The sequence below is a fragment of the Caballeronia sp. dw_276 genome (genome assembly GCF_018449635.1).
Classification (GTDB): Bacteria; Pseudomonadota; Gammaproteobacteria; order Burkholderiales; family Burkholderiaceae; genus Caballeronia.
The window spans coordinates 194052-212629 of sequence record NZ_JAAVUV010000009.1 but is presented as its reverse complement, the minus strand read 5'-3'; the positions used below and the strand labels follow the sequence as shown (position 1 = coordinate 212629).

Sequence of the window (18578 nt, the reverse complement as noted above, 5' to 3'; positions counted from 1 at the left end):
GTCACGCTTCAAAAGACACACTCAGGATGATTCGCAGCAACGCATCACGACGTTGTGAAGAGCGTGAAAGAGCGCTGCGAGAGCACCGCGAGAGCACTGCATCGAACACGTTCAGCAACATCTCGCATGAAGCTTCAAGCAGTGAGCTCAACGCAAAGTGTTGTATGCAAGTAGCAGCGTCAACACGAAAACAGGATTTTTATGAGCAAGCTCTTTTATCGCTCATGGAAAGATGGTACAAACCGATCTAAATTGATGGTGAGAATTTATGCTCAACTGGGATGACGAGACCACTGCCGTAACTCCCTCGAACGGTTCGCAACACAACACGTTGCGTAACCCGGCAGGTCAGGTTGCCGGCGTCAGTCAGGCATCACGTGCAGCTGCTCCGAGCGCTGCACATGTTGCGGGCCATGGCGTTCTTCAAACTGCCCATCAAACGCCAGTAGGCGCGAATATTTTTGCGAGCGACTTCGTTGCTCCCGCAGCACCGAGCGCCAGCGACATCGAGGCTGCAAGTGCAAAGCGCGTGAATGTAGCGGACAAGCGCATCATCAACGGCAAGACCGACGTGAACCAGTTGGTGCCGTTCAAGTACAAGTGGGCGTGGGAAAAGTATCTGGCGGGTTGTGCGAACCACTGGATGCCGCAGGAAGTGAACATGTCGCGCGACATCGCGTTGTGGAAAGATCCTAACGGTCTGTCCGACGACGAGCGCCGCATCGTGAAGCGCAACCTCGGTTTTTTCGTGACGGCGGATTCGCTGGCGGCGAACAACATCGTGCTCGGCACGTATCGCCACATCACCGCGCCCGAGTGCCGCCAGTTCCTGCTGCGTCAGGCGTTCGAGGAAGCGATCCACACGCACGCGTATCAGTACATCGTCGAATCGCTGGGTCTGGACGAGAGCGAAATCTTCAACGCGTATCACGAGGTCGACTCGATTCGCGCGAAGGACGAGTTCCTGATTCCGTTCATCAACACGCTGACTGATCCGGCCTTCACCACGGGTACGCTCGAAGCGGACCAGAAATTGCTGAAGTCGTTGATCGTGTTTGCTTGCGTGATGGAAGGCTTGTTCTTCTACGTTGGCTTTACGCAGATCCTGGCGCTGGGTCGCCAGAACAAGATGACGGGTGCAGCGGAGCAGTATCAATACATCCTGCGCGACGAGTCGATGCACTGCAATTTCGGTATCGACCTGATCAACCAGATCAAGCTCGAAGAGCCGCAACTGTGGACGCCGGAATTCCGCGCGGAGATCCGCGAGATTTTCCAGCAGGCTGTTGAACTTGAGTACCGGTATGCAGAAGATACGATGCCGCGCGGCGTGCTCGGTCTGAATGCATCCATGTTCAAGAGCTATTTGCGCTTCATCTGTAATCGTCGATGCCAGCAGATCGGTCTCGACACGCTGTTCCCGAACGAGGAAAACCCGTTCCCGTGGATGAGCGAGATGATCGACTTGAAGAAGGAACGCAACTTCTTCGAGACGCGAGTGATTGAGTATCAGACTGGCGGCGCGCTGACCTGGGAATAAGCGGGGAAGCGAATCAGCGTCAGCCGGCGGCAATGGACGCATTGCCGCTACGAATGAGATGCAGACCAGGCGCCTGTCATGGCGCCGAGTAGACGGGTGAAAAGCAAACCGGCGCTTATGCGTGCGATCAAGATTGCTCGCGCGCCGGTCCAACAGGTTTAGGAGAACGGTCGCCTGATGCGAAGTGCGCCTTGTGGCTTGACAGCCCTTATAGATGACAGGCGTTTTGCGGACCCTTCAGTGGGACGGGCAAACTTCCCCCCGAAATATGCCGTCGGCAGTGCCGATGGCCCGATCAAGCGATTGCCGGCACCGCTTCAAGGTGCTGACTTAATTTGGCGCGCGGTGCCTTGTGGCACCGCGCGCCTTGCCGTATTCATTAGCGTAAGCAAGCTCCATCAGCGTACGCCGATGAATAATCCGCTTCGCAGCGTGCGTCCTGAGAAGCCCACGCGGGAAGCGGGTTTTGACGAAGGGTGTTGTTTGAACTGACTCTCATCTTGAAACCTGAAGGAGAAAATGATGGCATTAGCCAAGAAATCCGTCGCAAAGAAGGCTGCAGCAAAGCCGGCCGTTAAGAAGACGGCTGCCAAGAAGGCAACGGTAGCGAAGAAGGCTCCGGCAGCTAAGAAAGTAGCCGCCAAGAAAGTTGCAACCAAGAAAGTCGCAGTGAAGAAGGTCGCGGCGAAGAAGGTTGCAGCAAAGAAGGTTGCTGCCAAGAAGGCGCCGGCGAAGAAAGTTGCTGCCAAGAAAGTTGCAGTGAAGAAGGTTGCAGCGAAGAAGGCGCCGGCGAAGAAGGCTGCTGCCAAGAAGGCGCCTGCCAAGAAGGCTGCTGCTAAAAAGGCGCCTGCCAAGAAAGCGCCTGCGAAGAAGGCCGCTGCCAAGAAGGCGCCTGCTAAAAAGGCTGCTGCCAAAAAGGCGCCTGCTAAGAAGGCACCTGCCAAAAAGGCGGCCGCCAAGAAGGCTGCGCCCGCCAAGAAGGCTGCCCCTGCTGCGAAGAAGGCCGCGCCTGCGAAGAAAGCTGCAACGCCTGCCCCTGCCGCAGCTCCCGCTGCAGCGCCGGCTCCGGTTGCCAAGAAGGCTCCGGCCAAGAAGGCTGCCGCTGCGAAGAAGACGACTGCTGTAGCACCGGCAACGACGGCAACGACCCCCGCAGCGCCGGCTCCGGCTGCAACGGTCAAGACGGCGTTGAACCCGGCCGCCGCATGGCCGTTCCCGACGGGCAGCCGTCCGTAAGCGCAGGGTGTGATGCAGTAAATCGACACACGCTGTGTGTCTCGCGACCGCGTAGTGCTATGCGGTCCAAACCCGCTGTCCGGTTTGTATCGGCGGCGGGTTTTTTTACGGGGAAAAAAAACGCATGTGCCCGCGAAGGCAAATGCGTTTTTCTTCAGCGCCGCGCGATCAGCTCAATCGCGCCGGTGCATCAGACGTTCAGTGCGTCACCCGCGTCACGCCACCGCTCGACAACAAGCGGACACGTTCACCAGCCTGGAACACTTCGCCGGTCGCAGTTTGCGTAATGGCGCGCATGTCGCCGTTATCGAGGCGCACGGTGATCTCCAGTCCGTTCTGCGTGGCGACGCCGTTCTCAACCGCGTTACCCGCCACCGCACCCGCGATACCACCAACGATACCCGTCAGGATCGAGCCGCGTCCGCCGCCCAGCGCGCTGCCTGCCACCGCACCTAGTGCGCCGCCGCCGATAGCGCCAAGGCCGCTCGGCTGGCCGTTGTTCGAGCTGATCTTCACGCCGCGCACGCTGTCGACGGTGCCCATGCGGACCGTTTCTTCGCGTTGTGCCTGCGACGCCGTGTACACGTCCGGCGAGCTGCTGTTATAGGCGCATCCCGTCACGAAGACGGTGCTTATCAGCGCTGCTGCCAGCGCTATTCGACTTGTCATGTTCATTCTCTACTCCCACTAAATTACGGCCGCCTGCGGCACTTGACCGCCAGCCGGCTGCACCTGTCGTTGCTGAAGCAGCACCAGGTCTGCTTCGTTACTTTTGCTGCTTTACTGCACCACATCAAATTCTCAAAGCGCCATACCAAACGCCGTCTTGAAGTGGGCGTCGATTTCAGCGCGCGTGGGCGCGTAAGTTTGCGGTCCCTGATGCTCGATCTTGAGCGATCCCATCAGGCTCGCAAGACGACCGGTCTTTGCCCAGCCGAGTTTGTTTTCGATACCGTAAAGCAGACCGCCGCGAAATGCGTCACCGCAACCGGTCGGGTCGACGATCTTCTCCGCCTTCACAACCGGAATTTCTTCGATACCGTCTGCGTGCAAAATCTGCGCGCCGTGCTCGCCGCGCGTGATGATCAACGCGTCGACGCGGCTCAAAATTTCATCGATAGACCAGCCGGTCTTGTTGCTCAACAATTTCGCCTCGTAATCGTTGACCGCCACGTATGTGGCAAGTTCAATCATGCGACAAAGCTCTACACCTTCGAGAATCGGCAGGCCCTGGCCCGGATCGAAAACAAACGGAATGCCTGCCGCCGCGAGTTCTTCGACGTGCTGGCGCATGCCGTCGGCGCCGTCCGGTGCGACGATTCCGAGCGTGATGCCCTTGGTTTCTCCAGCGTGATTCAGGTGCGAATCCATCATGGCGCCGGGGTGGAACGCGGTGATCTGGTTGTTCGCCAGATCGGTCGTGATGAAGCATTGCGCCGAGTGCTGGTCAGGCAGTACGCGCACGTATTCGCGCGACAAACCCAGGGCGTCGAACCGATCGAGGTAGAGCTGGGCGTCGGCTTCACCGAGCGTCGCCATGATCTTCGCGTCGCCGCCGAGCAGCTGCAGTGCGTAGGCAATGTTGCCTGCGCAGCCGCCGAAGTTGCGCCGCATCGTGGGGACGAGGAAGCTGATGTTCAGCTGATGTACCTGGTCCGGCAGGATGTGGTCGCCGAAGCGGCCCTGGAACGTCATGATGTTGTCGTAGGCAAGCGAGCCGCAGATGAGCGTAGACACTGGCGAAATCCCTGAAAATGATATGTAAAAGTACGCGCAGGTGAATGTTCCTGAGCACCGTGCATGCCCGGGTGATGGCGCTGCGCATTCGTCACGTCGCGCGTTCTTCGACGTCACGAATGCACATGCCGGCGTGATGCATTGCCGGCGGGCGGTATTCCCGTCTCGCCGGCGTCCCGCAATTTCTTCCGCTTACTTCAACGCGGCAAGCGCTGCGTCGTAATTCGGCTCGTTCTTGATTTCCGGCACGAGTTCGGAGTACAGAACCTTGTCGTTTTCATCGATAACCACAACCGCGCGCGCCGTCAGGCCCGTGAGCGGACCGCTCGTGACATCGACGCCATACGCCTTGGCGAAATCATGACCGCGGAACGTCGAAGCCGTCACCACGTTCGCGATGCCTTCGGTCGTGCAAAAGCGCGTTGCGGCAAACGGCAGGTCGCCCGAAACCACCACGACGACCGTGTTGTCGAGGCCGGCCGCGGCTTCGTTGAACTTGCGCGTGGACGTGGCGCACGTCGGCGTGTCCAGGCTCGGGACGATGTTCAGCACTTTGCGCTTGCCGCCGAAACTTGCGAGCGTCAGATTGCCGAGGTCCTTGCCGACCAGCGTGAAATCGGCTGCTTTTGCGCCAGCTGCGGGAAACGTGCCGGCGACTTCGATCGGGTTGCCGCCGAGGGTAACTTGGCTCATGTCTACTCCAGAATGGGTCTGATGTTCAGGGATTGAGCACGCCGACCGGCCGGGACGGACGGGCAGCGCGCACGGAGACAACGACTAACTAAGAGTGAAGCGCGTCAGGGGTAGAAAATCTGCACGCGATAATTCGCCGCAACGGCGTCGCCGGTATCGAGCCGGACGATAACCGGCTGCGTGCTGCGCGCAGCGAGTCCCGTGCCGATCTGCGTTCCCGGCCGCGCGTAATCCTGCGGCCAGAGCACACGGCGAATCGCGACGTTGTTCTTGTCGTCGAGGAGCGTGAGTTCCAGCGCCGGATACGCAATGGCCAAGTCGAAACGATTGCGAAGCGACAGTTTCAGCTCGAGCTTATGCGATCCATCCACCTGACGCAGGCCGGAATTTTCGATCTGCAATCCATCGATATCGCGCGGCGGCGCAACCACGCAGCCAACTTGTTCACACGCCTGCGCGAACAGCGGCTGCGATGCCGGCCAGTAGACCATGACGGTCTCCCGCTGCCACCACGCGACTTGCGCGGCGAGCCCGACCAGCAGCACGAGCGCGATCAATGAGCCGATGATCTTCCACGCCATGCCCGAACGTGCAGGCGGACGGGTTTCGCGGATGACAGGGAAGGGCTCCGAAGGCGGAGGAACGGTCGATGCCGGGCGGCCGAAACGCGGCTCGGCATCGGCATGATGGTCGTCGTCGTCGGGTTCTTCGCCCCACGCAGCAGCGGGAGGCGTTTCGGCGCGTCTTGGCGCAGGCGGTTCCGGTTCGGTGCGCGGTGCGGTGCGTCCGACAAACGGCTCCGTGCGGCCAATAAACGGATCGACGCGCTTCGCCGGTTCGGGTTCAGTCCGGCCGATAAACGGATCGTTGCGAGTCCGGGTGTTTGCCTCGGCCCGCGCCTCGGGATGATTGATCTCGTGCCACGGGGATTCGGCGCGGCCGTCGCCGGGGAAATCGCTTGCGTCTCGGGTACGTGCGCTTGCCTGGGCCTGCGCCTCTGCCAATCCGGCGAACGGTTCTTCCTCCAGCTCGACATGCCTGGGTTGTGCCGGGATGGCATCCTCCGCCTGGGGTCCAAGCGCGGTATCGGGGATGAACGGGTGTAGCGGAATGCCCAGCGCATCGTTCTTGCCGCCGGCGACTTCCGCGCTCGACTTTTCCGCCCACGGACTTGCCGGGTCAGCGCCGTAGTTCGGAGCGGGCGTAGGCTTGGGCGTATGCGTGGCCGTGGCGCGTGCGGTTATCGCGATGGCATCGCGGTCGAATTGATAGTGCGCGGCATCGAAGATTTCCTGGCAATGGCCGCAGCGCACACGGCCGTCGTGCGGCGCGAGCAGATGCGGGTCAAGACGGAAAACCGTATCGCAGTGGGGACAGCGGGTAGCCAGCGCCATAGTTAGCCGAAGGCCAGAGGCCAGTAGAAGGACGATGGCGCTATTCTAAAGGCTTTCGCGGCGGGTACCGGCAAGACATACCCATCCTTCGTGCTCGCGCCACACGCTGATGTCGATCCAGCGCGCGTACACGGCTGCAACTTCATCGGCCTGACGCGCAAGAATGCCCGATAAAGCAATGCGTCCGCCCGGTTTCACGCGCGCGGAAAGCATCGACGCCATTAGTTTCAGCGGGTTCGACAAGATGTTGGCGACCACAATATCGAACTGTCCTTCGGCCAGATCGTCGGGCAAACCGTAGGTGACTTCCGCGTGATTGCGCTCGCTGTTCTGGCGCGCGGACTCGACGGCTTGCGGATCGATATCGATTCCAATCACCGGATTTGCACCACATTTTTTCGCAAGAATCGCGAGGATTCCGGAACCACAACCGTAGTCGAGCACGGACTGATTCTGGAAAACCGATTGCTCGATCCACTCCATGCAAAGCCGCGTGGTCGGGTGGCTTCCGGTACCGAACGCAAGACCCGGATCGAGTTCGAGCACGAGCGCGTCGGGTTCGGGCGCATCGTGCCAGGACGGCACGACCCAGATCCGCTTGCCAATGGGAATCGGATCGAACTGAGATTGCGTGAGACGTACCCAGTCCTGATCCTCGACGTCGCGCAACGTGAACGAAGGCGCGTCCTTCAAGCCTATTTCGTTCGCCGCCGCCGCGAGCAGCACGGCGGGATCGGCGTCATTGGACAGCAGCGCGACCACGCGCGAACGATTCCACGCCTTCTGGTCCGGCGTGAGGCCGGGCTCGCCGAACAGAGGTTGCTCGTCGGGGGTATCGGCGTCGGCGTCTTCCACCGATACCGACAGCGCGCCCAATTCCAGCAACGCGTCCGACAACGCTTCCGCGTGTTCCCGGTCCAGCTCGGCGATCAATTCCCGGTAGCTCATCTTTTGCTGCCTTACTTATAGTGCTGCGTCTTCCGCGGCGACGGCGGCGGCCGCCTTGCGCGCGGCAAGCTTGTTTTCGAGGTAGTGAATGCTCGTGCCGCCTTCGACGAACTTGGCATCGATCATCATCTCGCGATGCAGCGGGATGTTGGTCGAGATGCCTTCCACGACCATCTCCGACAACGCAATGCGCATGCGGTTGATCGCCTGCTCACGGGTCGCACCGTACGAGATCAGCTTGCCGATCATCGAATCGTAGTTCGGCGGAACGAAATAACCGTTGTACACGTGCGAGTCGACGCGAATTCCCGGGCCGCCCGGCGCATGCCACGACGTAAGACGTCCCGGCGACGGCGTGAACTTGAACGGATCTTCCGCGTTGATCCGGCATTCGATCGCGTGACCGCGGAACTGAATGTCCTTCTGGCGGAACGCGAGCTTTTCGCCGGCGGCAATACGAATTTGTTCCTGAACGATATCCACGCCCGTGATCAGCTCCGTCACCGGATGCTCGACCTGTACGCGCGTGTTCATTTCGATGAAATAAAACTCGTTGTTTTCGTACAGGAATTCGAACGTGCCCGCGCCGAGATAACCCATCTTCTTGCAGGCATCGGCGCAACGATCGCCAATCCGGTCGATCAGGCGGCGCGGAATGCCCGGCGCCGGCGCTTCTTCGATCACCTTCTGGTGACGGCGCTGCATGGAGCAATCGCGTTCGCCGAGCCAGATTGCGTTACGGAACGAATCGGCGAGGATCTGGATTTCGATATGCCGCGGGTTCTCCAGGAATTTTTCCATGTAGACCTGCGGATTACCGAACGCGCGGCCGGCTTCTTCGCGGGTCATGTTCACTGCGTTGACCAGCGCCGCTTCTGTGTGCACCACGCGCATGCCGCGGCCGCCGCCGCCGCCCGCCGCCTTGATGATCACCGGATAACCCACGGCGCGCGCAATTTTCACGATCTCCTTAGGATCGTCGGGCAACGCACCTTCAGAACCCGGCACGCACGGCACGCCGGTCTTGATCATCGTCTGCTTGGCGGAGACCTTGTCGCCCATCATGCGGATCGTTTCCGGACGCGGGCCGATGAACGTGAAGCCCGACTGCTCGACGCGTTCCGCGAAATCCGCGTTCTCCGACAGGAAACCGTAGCCGGGGTGGATCGCTTCGGCATCGGTGACTTCGGCCGCGCTGATCAGCGCCGGCATGTTGAGGTAGCTCAGGTTGGACGGAGCCGGTCCAATACACACGGCTTCGTCGGCCAGTTTCACGTACTTCGCTTCTTTATCGGCTTCCGAATAGACGATGACCGTCTTGACGCCGAGTTCGCGGCAGGCGCGCTGGATTCGCAGCGCGATTTCACCACGGTTCGCAATGAGAATTTTTTCAAACATAGCAAGGTTTCGACTCATCGATGGATCGCCGGGACAAGGGTCCGAGGCGTTCCTGGGAGATCGGCGGCGCTTCTCGCCCGTTGTCTGTCCGACAAACGCGGCGAGTGCCCGAGTGCTGCGTTTCACCGGGCGCGCGTGCTGCGTGCGACGCCCCGGTCGAAGCGCGGGAAATCAATCGCCGATCACGAAGAGCGGCTGACCGTACTCGACGGCCTGGCCGTTCTCGACCAGGATTTCCTTCACGACGCCAGACTTGTCCGACTCGATTTCATTGAGCAGCTTCATTGCTTCGATAATGCAAAGCGTCTGCCCTTCCTTGACCGTATCGCCTACTTGCACGAACGCGTCGGCGCCCGGCGACGGCGCGCGATAGAACGAGCCGACCATCGGCGAAGTCACCACGTGTCCTTGCTGCACAACGGCAGCGGGCGTGGCCGGCGCGCCTGCGGCAGAGCCGCCGCCGTTGCCTGCATCGCCCGGCTGGCTGTATTGCGGCGCTTGGCCCATCTGGCCTTGCGGCATGTACTGCGGGGCCTGCATGTAGACCGGCGCGGCATTCTTGACGATGCGAACCTTGCCTTCGCCCTCGGTCACTTCGAGTTCCGAGATACCGGATTCAGAGACGAGGTCGATCAGCGTTTTGAGTTTACGAAGGTCCATCGAAAATTCCCCTTTCAATGCTTGGTGACCGGAAGCGTTTTCCGGTGCTTGACTTGGTTTTTGGGTGCCGCTGACGGGTGCATCGTCGGGCGCTGCAGACGCTGGCTCCGCGTCACGGTGTGCGCTCGATCCAGCCTTTGCGTGCGGATCGCGACTCAATCGCGCGTCTTCAGGGCAACGCGTTCGAGTGCAAAGTCGAGCGCATACAGATAGCCTTTCCAGCCGAGGCCGCAAATCACGGCTTCAGCGAGATCGGAGAAATAAGAGTGATGCCGGAAAGCTTCCCGCTTGTGGACGTTCGACAGATGAATCTCGACGAACGGCAGCGCGACGCCCGCAAGTGCATCGCGGATCGCGACGCTCGTATGGGTGTACGCGGCCGGATTGATCAGCACGAAGTCCACTTGTTCAGTGCGCGCTTGCTGAATGCGGTCGACGATCGCGCCTTCGTGATTGCTCTGAAATGACGACAATTCCGCGCCTGCCGCCTTTGCCTTGTCTGCCAGCGCTTGATCGATCTGAGCGAGCGTGACCCGGCCGTAGACGTCCGGCTCGCGAGTGCCGAGCAGGTTTAGATTAGGGCCGTGAAGCACCAGCAGTCGTGACATAGGGCTTTGGTTTATGCGGAGTTGGGCGCACTTTAGCGCCCTTTAGAGAATTTTGTCTAGTTTTACAACGCCGCACAGGCTCCCGGCTCGGGAGCGTTGCGTGTGTACACGCGCATTTTGCACGCATTTTCGGGCAAAGTTCGCCGAATTACTGTTAACTTTACGTGAATCGTTTCGATTTGACCCGCATCAACAAGAGGCTCAAAGGGCATCCAGCGTCGCTTTCAGCTCTTTTGGATCGACTTCGCCGAGCTTGGTCGAGCGGATGTTGCCCTTTGCGTCGATGACAACCGTAAAAGGCAGGGCGCCGGCGTTGTTGCCGAAGCTGCGAGCCAGGTCCGCGCCGCCGAAGCCCGCAATATAGATGGGGTAATCGACCGGCACCTTCTGCAGGAACGCATTCACGTTCTTCTCGGAATCGACGCCGAGGCCAATGAACGTAATGCCTTTCTTCTCATATTCGCGATGCAACGCGGCGAGCGTCGGCATTTCCTTGACGCACGGGCCGCACCATGACGCCCAGAAGTTCACCACGACAGGTTTGCCTTTGAACGATGCCAGGTTTTGCTGCGTGCCGGCGGCCATCTGCAGTTGCTGTTTCCAGAGGTCATCGACGGCATTGCTTTTCGCCGATGTCGTCATGGCCGCTTCGCTCGGGCTGCCGCCCAAGATCAGGTGGCTTGCGTAAAAACCGCCGCCGGTCGCCGCGATGGCAACGATCAGGGCGACTACGATGCGCATGGGTTTCATAGTGATGTGGCCGGTGTAGAAGGTGGTTCGTCGAGCAGCGCCTGGACAGCGGCGGCGTTCGCGCGGGCAAGTTTGCCGCGGCCGTCGGCGCGTACGGCGCCCCGGAGGTCGTTGGTATCGTAGAGCGCGATGTGCAGGCCCATGGGTTCTTCGTCGCGCGAGGGCCGCGTGAGAAAGCTCAGGGTTTCCACATAGCCACGGCCAGCGAAGTGGCGGGTCTCGGAGACATCGTATTGGATGTTCGCGTTCAGCAGATAGATGGCGACTTCCTTGGGGTTATCGCAGAAACATTGCAGATGGATGTCTGAGTGCTCGCCGGCGGTGCCGTTCAACACGGCGCCTGTGACGTACGGGTTGAATGGCTTTAGGCGCTGCATCCAGTCGAGGGTGACTTCGCGCATCCGGCGCAGGACGGCGGGTTGACTTTCGCTTTGAAAGATTGCCTGGTACTCGCGGATTTCTTCTTCGATTTGCGTGTTATCGGGGAGCCATTCGCCGCTGACGCGGGTTTCGCCGATTACCTGGCGGGCGGCCTTGCGCTTGGCGGTGGAGTAGTCGAGACCGTCTTCGGCGATCATTCGCGCCGCCGCGATGGCGATTTCCTCGCGGACGCGCTGGGGGTCGAAATGAGGTTTGCGAATCATGATGAGGATGATACCGGAAGGGGGAGGAGGGGCGCTGACGCTTGGGCGGACAAGGTTTTTTCTTGCGGTCGGGGTTGATGCCGGGTTGCTGCTTTTGAGGCCTTCGCGCGTTTCGTCCTATCTGATCTCTTTAGCACTGTTAGCCACTGTGCGTGGCGGCACTTCATTTCTTGGTCCTTCGGCGACAAAGAAACGAAGCAAAGAAAACGCCTTTCAACAATCGGCTCATAAGTGTCCCCAGCGTGCAGTGACAACGGTTTGGTACCCCAAAAGCACGCTCGGCTCATAACCACCTCCTGCTGAAACCCTCCCCCTCCGAACACAGATACCCACACGCTTCGCCACCAGTGTGGGAATCCGTTAATACGGAAACCTCGCCTACGCATAACAACGGCTTAGCCCAACAGGTCCAAAGCATCTTGAACCCAAAGCCTTCCCACCGGCACGGCCGACCCTTTCGGTTTGGGCGCCAGCGCGCGTAGCGCGGAAGCCTAATTAGTGGATTCCCACACTGGTGGCGAAGCGTGTGGGTTGCGGTTGACGGAGGGGGAGGGTTTCAACCGGACGAGGTTATACGCCGAGCGTGCTTTTGGGGTACCAAATCGTTATAACTGCACGCTGGGGACACTTAAGAATTAGCGGTTGAGAGGCGTTTTCTTTGCTTCGTTTCTTTGTCGCCGTTGGACAAAGAAATGAAGTCCCGCCACGGACAGTGGCTAACAGTGCTAAAAAAATCAGCCAACGAGGAACGCGCGAAGAGCCAAACAGCACCAACCCAGCACCAACCCCGACCCCGACCCCGACCCCGACCCCGACCCCGACCCCCACCCCGACCCCGACCCCGACCCCGACCCCGACCCCGACCCCGACCCCGACCTCCCCGGCCCCCCTCCCGCGCCAGCATTCGCCCCCCGGGCGTCAGTTACAATATCCCCCTTCCGGGCGCAGGAATATTCCCAAACTTCCCCCCGTGCTAACGGACCTCAAAACCAGCTCTATGCACATTCACATCCTCGGCATCTGCGGCACATTCATGGGCGGTCTCGCAGTCCTCGCGCGCGAAGCCGGACATCGCGTCACCGGCTGCGACGCCGGCGTCTATCCCCCCATGAGCACGCAGCTCGAAGCGCAAGGCATCGAATTGATCGAAGGATATGGCGTCGAACAGATAGCGCTCGAACCCGATCTCTACGTGATCGGCAACGTGGTCACACGCGGCAATCCCCTGATGGAAGCCATCCTCGATCGCGGCCTGCCATATACCTCCGGCCCACAATGGCTCGGCGAACACGTCCTGAACGGCAAATGGGTCCTCGCGGCCGCCGGCACGCACGGCAAAACCACCACCAGTTCCATGCTCGCGTGGCTGCTGGAAGATGCGGGCCTCAATCCGGGATTCCTGATCGGCGGGGTGCCGCTGAATTTCGGAATTTCGGCGCGCCTTACGGATTCGAGTTTCTTCGTGATCGAAGCCGACGAATACGACACCGCTTTCTTCGATAAACGCTCCAAGTTCGTCCATTACCGCCCACGCACGGCGCTCCTGAACAACCTCGAATTCGATCACGCGGATATCTTCCCGGATCTTGGCGCCATCGAAACCCAATTTCATCATCTTGTGCGCACAGTGCCGGGTGTCGGCAGGATCGTGACGAACGGGCGCGAAGCTGCGCTCGAACGCGTGCTGACGCGCGGTTGCTGGTCGGGCGTCGAGCGTTTCGGCGTGCAAGGCGGCTGGGAAGCGCAACCGGCAACCGAAGGCGTTCCCGCCGATGAACAATTCGCCGTCTACTGGGAAGGCGAGCGCATGGGCGTAGTCGACTGGCAAGTGCAGGGCGAACACAATCGCCTGAACGCGCTTGCGGCGATTGCGGCGGCGCGTTCGGTGGGCGTTCCGCCCGCGCAAGCGACGCAATCGCTCTCGACGTTTCGCAACGTGAAGCGGCGCATGGAAGTGAAGGGTAGCGTCGACGGCGTGACCGTGTACGATGACTTCGCGCACCATCCGACTGCCATCGAAACGACGGTGGCGGGGTTGCGAACACGTATCGGTGAACAGAACCGGATTCTGGCCGTGCTGGAACCGCGTTCGAACACCATGAAACTCGGCACCATGAAAGCGCAACTTCCCGCCAGTCTCGCGGGCGCCGAACTGATCTTCGGCTACGGCGCGCACGAAGGCCGCGACAAACTCGGCTGGGATCTGCAAGCGGCGTTGAGCCCGCTTGGCGATAAAGCCCGCGCGTTCGACGACCTTGCGCTCCTGGTGAAGTCGGTCGTCGCGGCGGCAAAGCCGGGCGATCATGTGCTTGTCATGAGCAACGGCGGATTTGGCGGCGTGCACCAGAAATTGCTGGATGCATTGTCGGCGCGTCCCGCCACGAAGGAGCGTGAGTGATTCTCTATCTGCATGGCTTCCGGTCGTCGCCGCAATCGTTCAAGGCTCGATTGATGCGCGCGCGGCTGGAGGAGCTCGGACTCAGCCATGAATGGTGCTGTCCCGTGCTCCCGGTTTCGCCGCGCGACGCAATCGCGCTGGCCGAATCGCTCGCCGCAGAGGCTACCGGAGAAATTACGCTGGTTGGAAGTTCGCTTGGCGGCTTCTACGCAACGTGGCTTGCCGAGCAACACGGCTGGCGCGCCGTGCTGCTGAATCCGGCGGTCGTGCCGCAGGAAGACCTGAGTGCGTACATCGGCGAGCAGCCGTTGTGGCATGGCGGTGGAAGTATCGTGGTGGAGCCGCGTCATATCGATGAATTGCGTGCGCTTTCCGTACCGTCGATTACCCACCCGGAGCGCTACTATCTGATAGCGGCCACGGGCGACGAAGTGCTCGATTACCGCACCATGCTCAAGCATTATCCCGGCGTGAAAACCACGCTGATCCAGGGCAGCAATCACGCCATCAGCGACTTTTCCAGTTACATGGACGACGTACTGGCGTTTTGCGCAGCCCGGCCGCCGCTGGCCGCGGCCTGAAACTTTTCAAGCGCATCCATTTTTCGTTGGCCTGGCGCTTGGCAACCGGGGAACACGCCCGCCTGCACGCCTTGCCGACCAACTGTCTTTCGAGAGTACTGAGTGAACGTTTTTTTCGAGGAATCGGGTAGTTTCAAGGCCGGCGCTGTTTTGTCGAAGGCAAACGATGCTTTCCAGGTCGAGTTGCCGGGCGGACGGCGCGCGAAGGTGCGCGCGAAAGACGTGTTGATCGAGTTCGAGAAACCGAACGCCGCGGATCTGATGCAAGAGGCCGACGCCATCGCCAAGGACATCGATCTGGATTTCCTGTGGGAATGCGCGCCGGAAGACGAATTTCCCTTCGCGGAACTCGGCGCGGATTATTTCGGCGATAAATTCGGCGCGACCGAACGCGCCGCGCTCGTGTTGCGCATGCATGGATCGCCGGTGTATTTCCGCCGGAAAGGCCGCGGGCAATATCAGCGTGCGCCGCAGGAACAGTTGCAGATGGCGCTCGCCGGGCTGGAGAAAAAACGTCAGCTCGCGCTCGTGCAGGCGGGTTACGAAGAGGAACTCGTCGCCGGCAAATTGCCTGAAGCGCTGGTGGGCAAGGCGATCGGCTTGCTGACGAAGCCGGATAAGAATTCCATCGAATACAAGGCGCTCGAGGGTGCTGCTGCCGCGCGCGGCATTTCGCAAGCGCGGCTGATGCTGGAAGTCGGCGGGATTCCGTCGGCGCGCGCGTTGCATGAAGCGCGCTTTCTCTCCGAGTTTTTCCCGCACGGGACGGGCTTCGCGCCGGTTACCGTGCCGCCGTTGCCGGACGATCTGCCGGAAGCGGACGTGCAGGCGTTTTCCATCGACGACGTCACGACGACTGAAATTGATGACGCGTTTTCCGTCGAACATCTCGCCGATGGCCGGGTTCGCATCGGCGTGCATATCGCGGCGCCGGCGTTGGGGATCACGCGCGGCGACATGATCGACGCGATCGCGCGCACGCGTCTTTCGACCGTCTACATGCCCGGCGACAAGATCACGATGCTGCCCGACAGCGTCGTGGAAGCGTTCACGCTCGCCGAAGGCGGGTTACGGCCGGCGCTGTCGCTTTACATCATCGTGAATCGGGAAACGCAGGAGATCGTCGCCAGCGAAACGCGCGCCGAACGCGTGTTCGTGAAAAGCAATCTGCGTCACAACTATCTGGATGAACACGTCACCGAGGAATCGCTCGCGGCGGGAACGGGCGAATATCCGCACAAGGATGACATTGCGGTGCTGTGGCCGCTTGCTCAGGCGCTGTTCGAAAAGCGTCAGGAAGCGCGCGCAGGTTACGGTTTGCGTCGCGAAGTTCAGCGTAACAACGACTTCAATTTTTACGTGGAAGGCGAGCATATCGAGATCACGCCGCGTCGGCGCGGGTCGCCGCTCGATCTGATCGTGGCCGAACTGGCGATTCTCGCGAATTCATCGTGGGGCGCGTTTCTCAACGATCACAGCGTGCCGGGGATTTATCGCTCGCAGCGTGGCTTTGGCGCGCCCGGTCCGAAGCGCACGCGCATGCAGACCACGCCCGCGCCGCACGAGGGGCTCGGGGTTGCGCAATATGCGTGGAGCACGTCGCCGTTGCGTCGATACGTCGATCTGGTCAATCAATGGCAATTGCTCGCGTGCGTCCGGCATGGCGTGACGGCCGCGCTGGTCGCGCCGTTCAAACCGAAAGACGCGGATTTGTTCGCCGTCGTTCAGGGATTCGATGACCAATATTCCGCCTACGCCGATCATCAGCGGCGCATGGAATTCTTCTGGTGTCTGCGCTGGTTGAAGCAGGAGAACAAGAAGCAGGTCGTGGCGGCGGTGGTGAAGGACGATCTCGTGCGTCTCGATGAAATTCCGCTGATGTTGCATGTGCCCGGCCTCGGCGTGCACGCGCGCGGGACGAAGGTGATGCTGGAAGTGATGAATCTCGATGAACTCACGGTCGAGGCATCGTGCCGGTTGCTGCACGTGATCGATGCACCTTCAGGCGCCGCAACGCAGCCCGAAGAGCCGGAAGAAGAGTTGGTCGAAGCGGAAGATCTGAGCGCCGAAAGCGAGGCCGAGGCGCAGGCGGAAGCGGTGCCGACCGAAGAACCCGCGGGCGAAAACACGCCCGACGCGACGGAGCCTACGCAATGACATCGGGCGTCAAGCGCGAGGGTATCGGCCAATATGCGGTGATCGGCAATCCGGTCGCGCATAGCAAATCCCCGTGGATTCACGCGCGCTTCGCCGAACAAACCGGCGAGCCGGTCGAATATGGGCGCGTGCTGGGAACCATCGGCGCATTCGCCGGCGATGTCCGCGCGTTCATCGAAGCGGGCGGGCGCGGCATGAACGTGACGGTGCCGTTCAAGCTCGATGCACACGCTTTCGCCACCACGCTCACGCCGCGCGCAGCGGCAGCGGGCGCAGTGAACACACTGGCGTTCAACGCCGATGGCGTCCTCGGCGACAACACCGACGGCGTTGGCCTCGTGCGCGATATCGAAGGGAATCTGGGCGTTGGGCTGAAGGGCGCGCGCGTGTTGTTGCTCGGCGCCGGCGGCGCGGCGCGCGGCGTTGTGCTGCCGATGCTCGATTGCGGCGTGGCGGCGTTGACCATCGTGAACCGGACGGCATCGAAGGCGCAGATTCTGGTCGATCATTTCTCCGATGCCGCCCGCGCCGCAAACGTGCGTTTCTCGGGCGGCGGTGCGGATAGCGTGGAAGCGGGCCCGTACGACGTGATCGTCAACGCGACGGCCGGAAGTCTGGACGACGCGCTGCCCACCTTCGATGACACCTCGATCGGCCCCGGCACGCTCGCCTACGACATGATGTACAGCGCGCAGCCGACCGTCTTCATGCGCCACGTCCAAACGCTGGGTGCGCGGTCATCGGACGGATTGGGGATGCTCGTGGAGCAGGCGGCGGAATCGTTTCTCCTGTGGCGCGGGGTGCGTCCGGACAGCGGCGCGGTGCTGCGGGCGTTGCGGCTGGAGTTATCGAAGTAAATCTAAAGCGGCTGACATTTCCAACAGAACAAGCACGATGACAAGAACAAAATCGCCCGTGCGTCTCGGGCCGGCTCGATGGATTGTCTACGGTATCTCGGTGATGGCGATTGCCGCCATTGCCACGCAGGTCTACTTCTTCGCGATGGTCGGGATCTATACGGTCGTGAATCCGTCGTCCACGGCGTTCATGCGCTCCGACGCCTGGCGGCTCGCACAGGATCGTCCCGATCTCTCGATTCAGCACACCTGGGTTCCGTACGACCAGATCTCGCGCAATTTGAAGCGCGCGATCATTGCGTCCGAGGACGCGAACTTCGTCAACAACAACGGCTACGAAACCGATGCCATCCTGCAAGCCTGGGAGAAGAACAAGGCGCGCGGGAAGATCGTGGCGGGCGGTTCGACGATTTCGCAGCAACTGGCGCGCAACCTGTTTTTATCGCGGGAAAAGAGCTACGTGAGGAAGGCGCAGGAACTCGTGATTACATCGATGCTCGAGCTCTGGATGGACAAGGAGCGCATCTTCGAGATCTATCTGAACTCGGTGGAGTGGGGCAACGGCGTGTATGGCGCCGAAGCGGCGGCGCATTATTACTACAAGACGTCGGCATCGAAGCTGACCGCGTGGCAATCGGCGCGGCTGGCGGTGATGCTGCCCAGGCCGAAATACTTCGATGAACATCGTGGCTCCGCGTATTTGTCGCAACGGGCGGGGGTGATCGCGAGACGGATGGGGGCGGCGGAGTTGCCGCAGTAAGGGCTTTTAGCAAGACAGGAATGTAGACCCCGGCTGACGGGGTCTTTTTTTGCCGCACATAATTGGAACCGCTTGGTCAATATAGTTGCGAGAATATGGAAACTATTCGACACATAGTCAAAACGATATAAAAATTTACGAATATGGAAACTATGTGGAATACTGACCTGATATTGTATAGTTTCTTTAAAGAGAAACTATGACCACGGCGAGCCGC

At 60.6% G+C, this 18578-nt stretch carries 18 protein-coding genes; 8 read left to right on the top strand and 10 right to left on the bottom strand.

What is annotated here, in order from left to right:
* The first annotated feature begins 268 nt into the window (after nucleotides 1–268).
* The 3 genes from HB633_RS20280 (at nucleotide 269) to HB633_RS20275 (ending at nucleotide 2776) form a co-directional block, all read left to right on the top strand.
* Nucleotides 269–1540, top strand: a complete 1272-nt coding sequence (locus tag HB633_RS20280; protein WP_213779961.1) for a ribonucleotide-diphosphate reductase subunit beta — start codon at nucleotides 269–271, stop codon at nucleotides 1538–1540.
* A 177-nt stretch (nucleotides 1541–1717) separates the two neighbouring features.
* The gene (locus tag HB633_RS30970; protein ID WP_255581029.1) at nucleotides 1718–2032 is read left to right on the top strand and encodes a hypothetical protein; all 315 of its coding nucleotides are present in this window, start codon (nucleotides 1718–1720) and stop codon (nucleotides 2030–2032) included.
* Between the two features lie 30 nt (nucleotides 2033–2062).
* Nucleotides 2063–2776, top strand: coding sequence for a histone H1-like repetitive region-containing protein (locus tag HB633_RS20275; RefSeq protein WP_213779960.1), 714 nt, complete (start codon nucleotides 2063–2065; stop codon nucleotides 2774–2776).
* Nucleotides 2777–2974: 198 nt separating this feature from the next.
* Here the strand turns inward: HB633_RS20275 and HB633_RS20270 are convergent, their stop codons facing one another.
* The 10 genes from HB633_RS20270 to HB633_RS20225 all read right to left on the bottom strand — a co-directional run bounded on the left by HB633_RS20270 (nucleotide 2975) and on the right by HB633_RS20225 (nucleotide 11608).
* Nucleotides 2975–3451, bottom strand: coding sequence for a glycine zipper 2TM domain-containing protein (locus tag HB633_RS20270; RefSeq protein WP_056354805.1), 477 nt, complete (start codon nucleotides 3449–3451; stop codon nucleotides 2975–2977).
* Between the two features lie 126 nt (nucleotides 3452–3577).
* Nucleotides 3578–4513, bottom strand: coding sequence for a PfkB family carbohydrate kinase (locus HB633_RS20265; protein ID WP_213779959.1), 936 nt, complete (start codon nucleotides 4511–4513; stop codon nucleotides 3578–3580).
* Between the two features lie 192 nt (nucleotides 4514–4705).
* Nucleotides 4706–5206, bottom strand: coding sequence for a thiol peroxidase (gene tpx / locus HB633_RS20260; RefSeq protein WP_213779958.1), 501 nt, complete (start codon nucleotides 5204–5206; stop codon nucleotides 4706–4708).
* A gap of 104 nt (nucleotides 5207–5310) precedes the next feature.
* The gene (locus HB633_RS20255) at nucleotides 5311–6600 is read right to left on the bottom strand and encodes a DUF3426 domain-containing protein (protein WP_213779957.1); all 1290 of its coding nucleotides are present in this window, start codon (nucleotides 6598–6600) and stop codon (nucleotides 5311–5313) included.
* A gap of 45 nt (nucleotides 6601–6645) precedes the next feature.
* Nucleotides 6646–7548, bottom strand: a complete 903-nt coding sequence (gene prmA, locus HB633_RS20250) for a 50S ribosomal protein L11 methyltransferase (RefSeq protein ID WP_213779956.1) — start codon at nucleotides 7546–7548, stop codon at nucleotides 6646–6648.
* 15 nt (nucleotides 7549–7563) lie between these two features.
* On the bottom strand, nucleotides 7564–8946 hold the full coding sequence (gene accC, locus HB633_RS20245) for an acetyl-CoA carboxylase biotin carboxylase subunit (RefSeq protein ID WP_062000277.1): 1383 nt from the start codon (nucleotides 8944–8946) through the stop codon (nucleotides 7564–7566).
* 171 nt (nucleotides 8947–9117) lie between these two features.
* The gene (accB, locus tag HB633_RS20240) at nucleotides 9118–9606 is read right to left on the bottom strand and encodes an acetyl-CoA carboxylase biotin carboxyl carrier protein (RefSeq protein WP_213779955.1); all 489 of its coding nucleotides are present in this window, start codon (nucleotides 9604–9606) and stop codon (nucleotides 9118–9120) included.
* 155 nt (nucleotides 9607–9761) lie between these two features.
* A complete protein-coding gene (aroQ, locus tag HB633_RS20235; RefSeq protein WP_213779954.1) occupies nucleotides 9762–10214 on the bottom strand; it encodes a type II 3-dehydroquinate dehydratase in 453 nt (150 codons plus the stop codon).
* Nucleotides 10215–10415: 201 nt separating this feature from the next.
* The gene (locus tag HB633_RS20230) at nucleotides 10416–10964 is read right to left on the bottom strand and encodes a TlpA disulfide reductase family protein (RefSeq protein ID WP_213779953.1); all 549 of its coding nucleotides are present in this window, start codon (nucleotides 10962–10964) and stop codon (nucleotides 10416–10418) included.
* Complete coding sequence (locus HB633_RS20225; RefSeq protein ID WP_213779952.1) at nucleotides 10961–11608, bottom strand: UDP-N-acetylmuramate--alanine ligase; 648 nt, start codon at nucleotides 11606–11608, stop codon at nucleotides 10961–10963. The genes HB633_RS20230 and HB633_RS20225 overlap by 4 nt, the downstream gene beginning before the upstream one ends.
* A 997-nt stretch (nucleotides 11609–12605) precedes the next feature.
* On the opposite strand from HB633_RS20225, the gene mpl reads away from it, so the two are divergent.
* From mpl to mtgA, 5 genes are all read left to right on the top strand, one after another.
* Nucleotides 12606–14006 (top strand): UDP-N-acetylmuramate:L-alanyl-gamma-D-glutamyl-meso-diaminopimelate ligase, encoded by a 1401-nt coding sequence (gene mpl, locus HB633_RS20220; protein ID WP_213779951.1) that lies wholly within the window; start codon nucleotides 12606–12608, stop codon nucleotides 14004–14006.
* Nucleotides 14003–14587, top strand: coding sequence for a YqiA/YcfP family alpha/beta fold hydrolase (locus HB633_RS20215; RefSeq protein WP_213779950.1), 585 nt, complete (start codon nucleotides 14003–14005; stop codon nucleotides 14585–14587). The genes mpl and HB633_RS20215 overlap by 4 nt, the downstream gene beginning before the upstream one ends.
* A 102-nt stretch (nucleotides 14588–14689) precedes the next feature.
* Nucleotides 14690–16744: an RNB domain-containing ribonuclease gene (locus tag HB633_RS20210; protein WP_213779949.1), complete on the top strand. Its 2055-nt coding sequence runs from the start codon at nucleotides 14690–14692 to the stop codon at nucleotides 16742–16744.
* Nucleotides 16741–17601 carry a shikimate dehydrogenase gene (gene aroE / locus HB633_RS20205; protein WP_213779948.1) on the top strand — a complete coding sequence of 287 codons (861 nt, stop codon included), beginning with the start codon at nucleotides 16741–16743 and terminating at the stop codon, nucleotides 17599–17601. Before HB633_RS20210 ends, aroE begins: the two co-directional genes overlap by 4 nt.
* Before the next feature lie 37 nt (nucleotides 17602–17638).
* Entirely contained in the window at nucleotides 17639–18361 is a 723-nt protein-coding gene (gene mtgA, locus HB633_RS20200; RefSeq protein WP_056354852.1) for a monofunctional biosynthetic peptidoglycan transglycosylase, read from the top strand.
* Nucleotides 18362–18578 lie beyond the last annotated feature (217 nt).

Coding starts and splice junctions, on each gene's coding strand:
- HB633_RS20280 (WP_213779961.1), top strand. CDS start 269: ATGCTCAACTGGGATGACGAGACCACTGCCGTAACTCCCTCGAACGGT.
- HB633_RS30970 (WP_255581029.1), top strand. CDS start 1,718: ATGCGAAGTGCGCCTTGTGGCTTGACAGCCCTTATAGATGACAGGCGT.
- HB633_RS20275 (WP_213779960.1), top strand. CDS start 2,063: ATGGCATTAGCCAAGAAATCCGTCGCAAAGAAGGCTGCAGCAAAGCCG.
- HB633_RS20270 (WP_056354805.1), bottom strand. CDS start 3,451: ATGAACATGACAAGTCGAATAGCGCTGGCAGCAGCGCTGATAAGCACC.
- tpx (WP_213779958.1), bottom strand. CDS start 5,206: ATGAGCCAAGTTACCCTCGGCGGCAACCCGATCGAAGTCGCCGGCACG.
- HB633_RS20255 (WP_213779957.1), bottom strand. CDS start 6,600: ATGGCGCTGGCTACCCGCTGTCCCCACTGCGATACGGTTTTCCGTCTT.
- prmA (WP_213779956.1), bottom strand. CDS start 7,548: ATGAGCTACCGGGAATTGATCGCCGAGCTGGACCGGGAACACGCGGAA.
- accC (WP_062000277.1), bottom strand. CDS start 8,946: ATGTTTGAAAAAATTCTCATTGCGAACCGTGGTGAAATCGCGCTGCGA.
- accB (WP_213779955.1), bottom strand. CDS start 9,606: ATGGACCTTCGTAAACTCAAAACGCTGATCGACCTCGTCTCTGAATCC.
- aroQ (WP_213779954.1), bottom strand. CDS start 10,214: ATGTCACGACTGCTGGTGCTTCACGGCCCTAATCTAAACCTGCTCGGC.
- HB633_RS20230 (WP_213779953.1), bottom strand. CDS start 10,964: ATGAAACCCATGCGCATCGTAGTCGCCCTGATCGTTGCCATCGCGGCG.
- HB633_RS20225 (WP_213779952.1), bottom strand. CDS start 11,608: ATGATTCGCAAACCTCATTTCGACCCCCAGCGCGTCCGCGAGGAAATC.
- mpl (WP_213779951.1), top strand. CDS start 12,606: ATGCACATTCACATCCTCGGCATCTGCGGCACATTCATGGGCGGTCTC.
- aroE (WP_213779948.1), top strand. CDS start 16,741: ATGACATCGGGCGTCAAGCGCGAGGGTATCGGCCAATATGCGGTGATC.
- mtgA (WP_056354852.1), top strand. CDS start 17,639: ATGACAAGAACAAAATCGCCCGTGCGTCTCGGGCCGGCTCGATGGATT.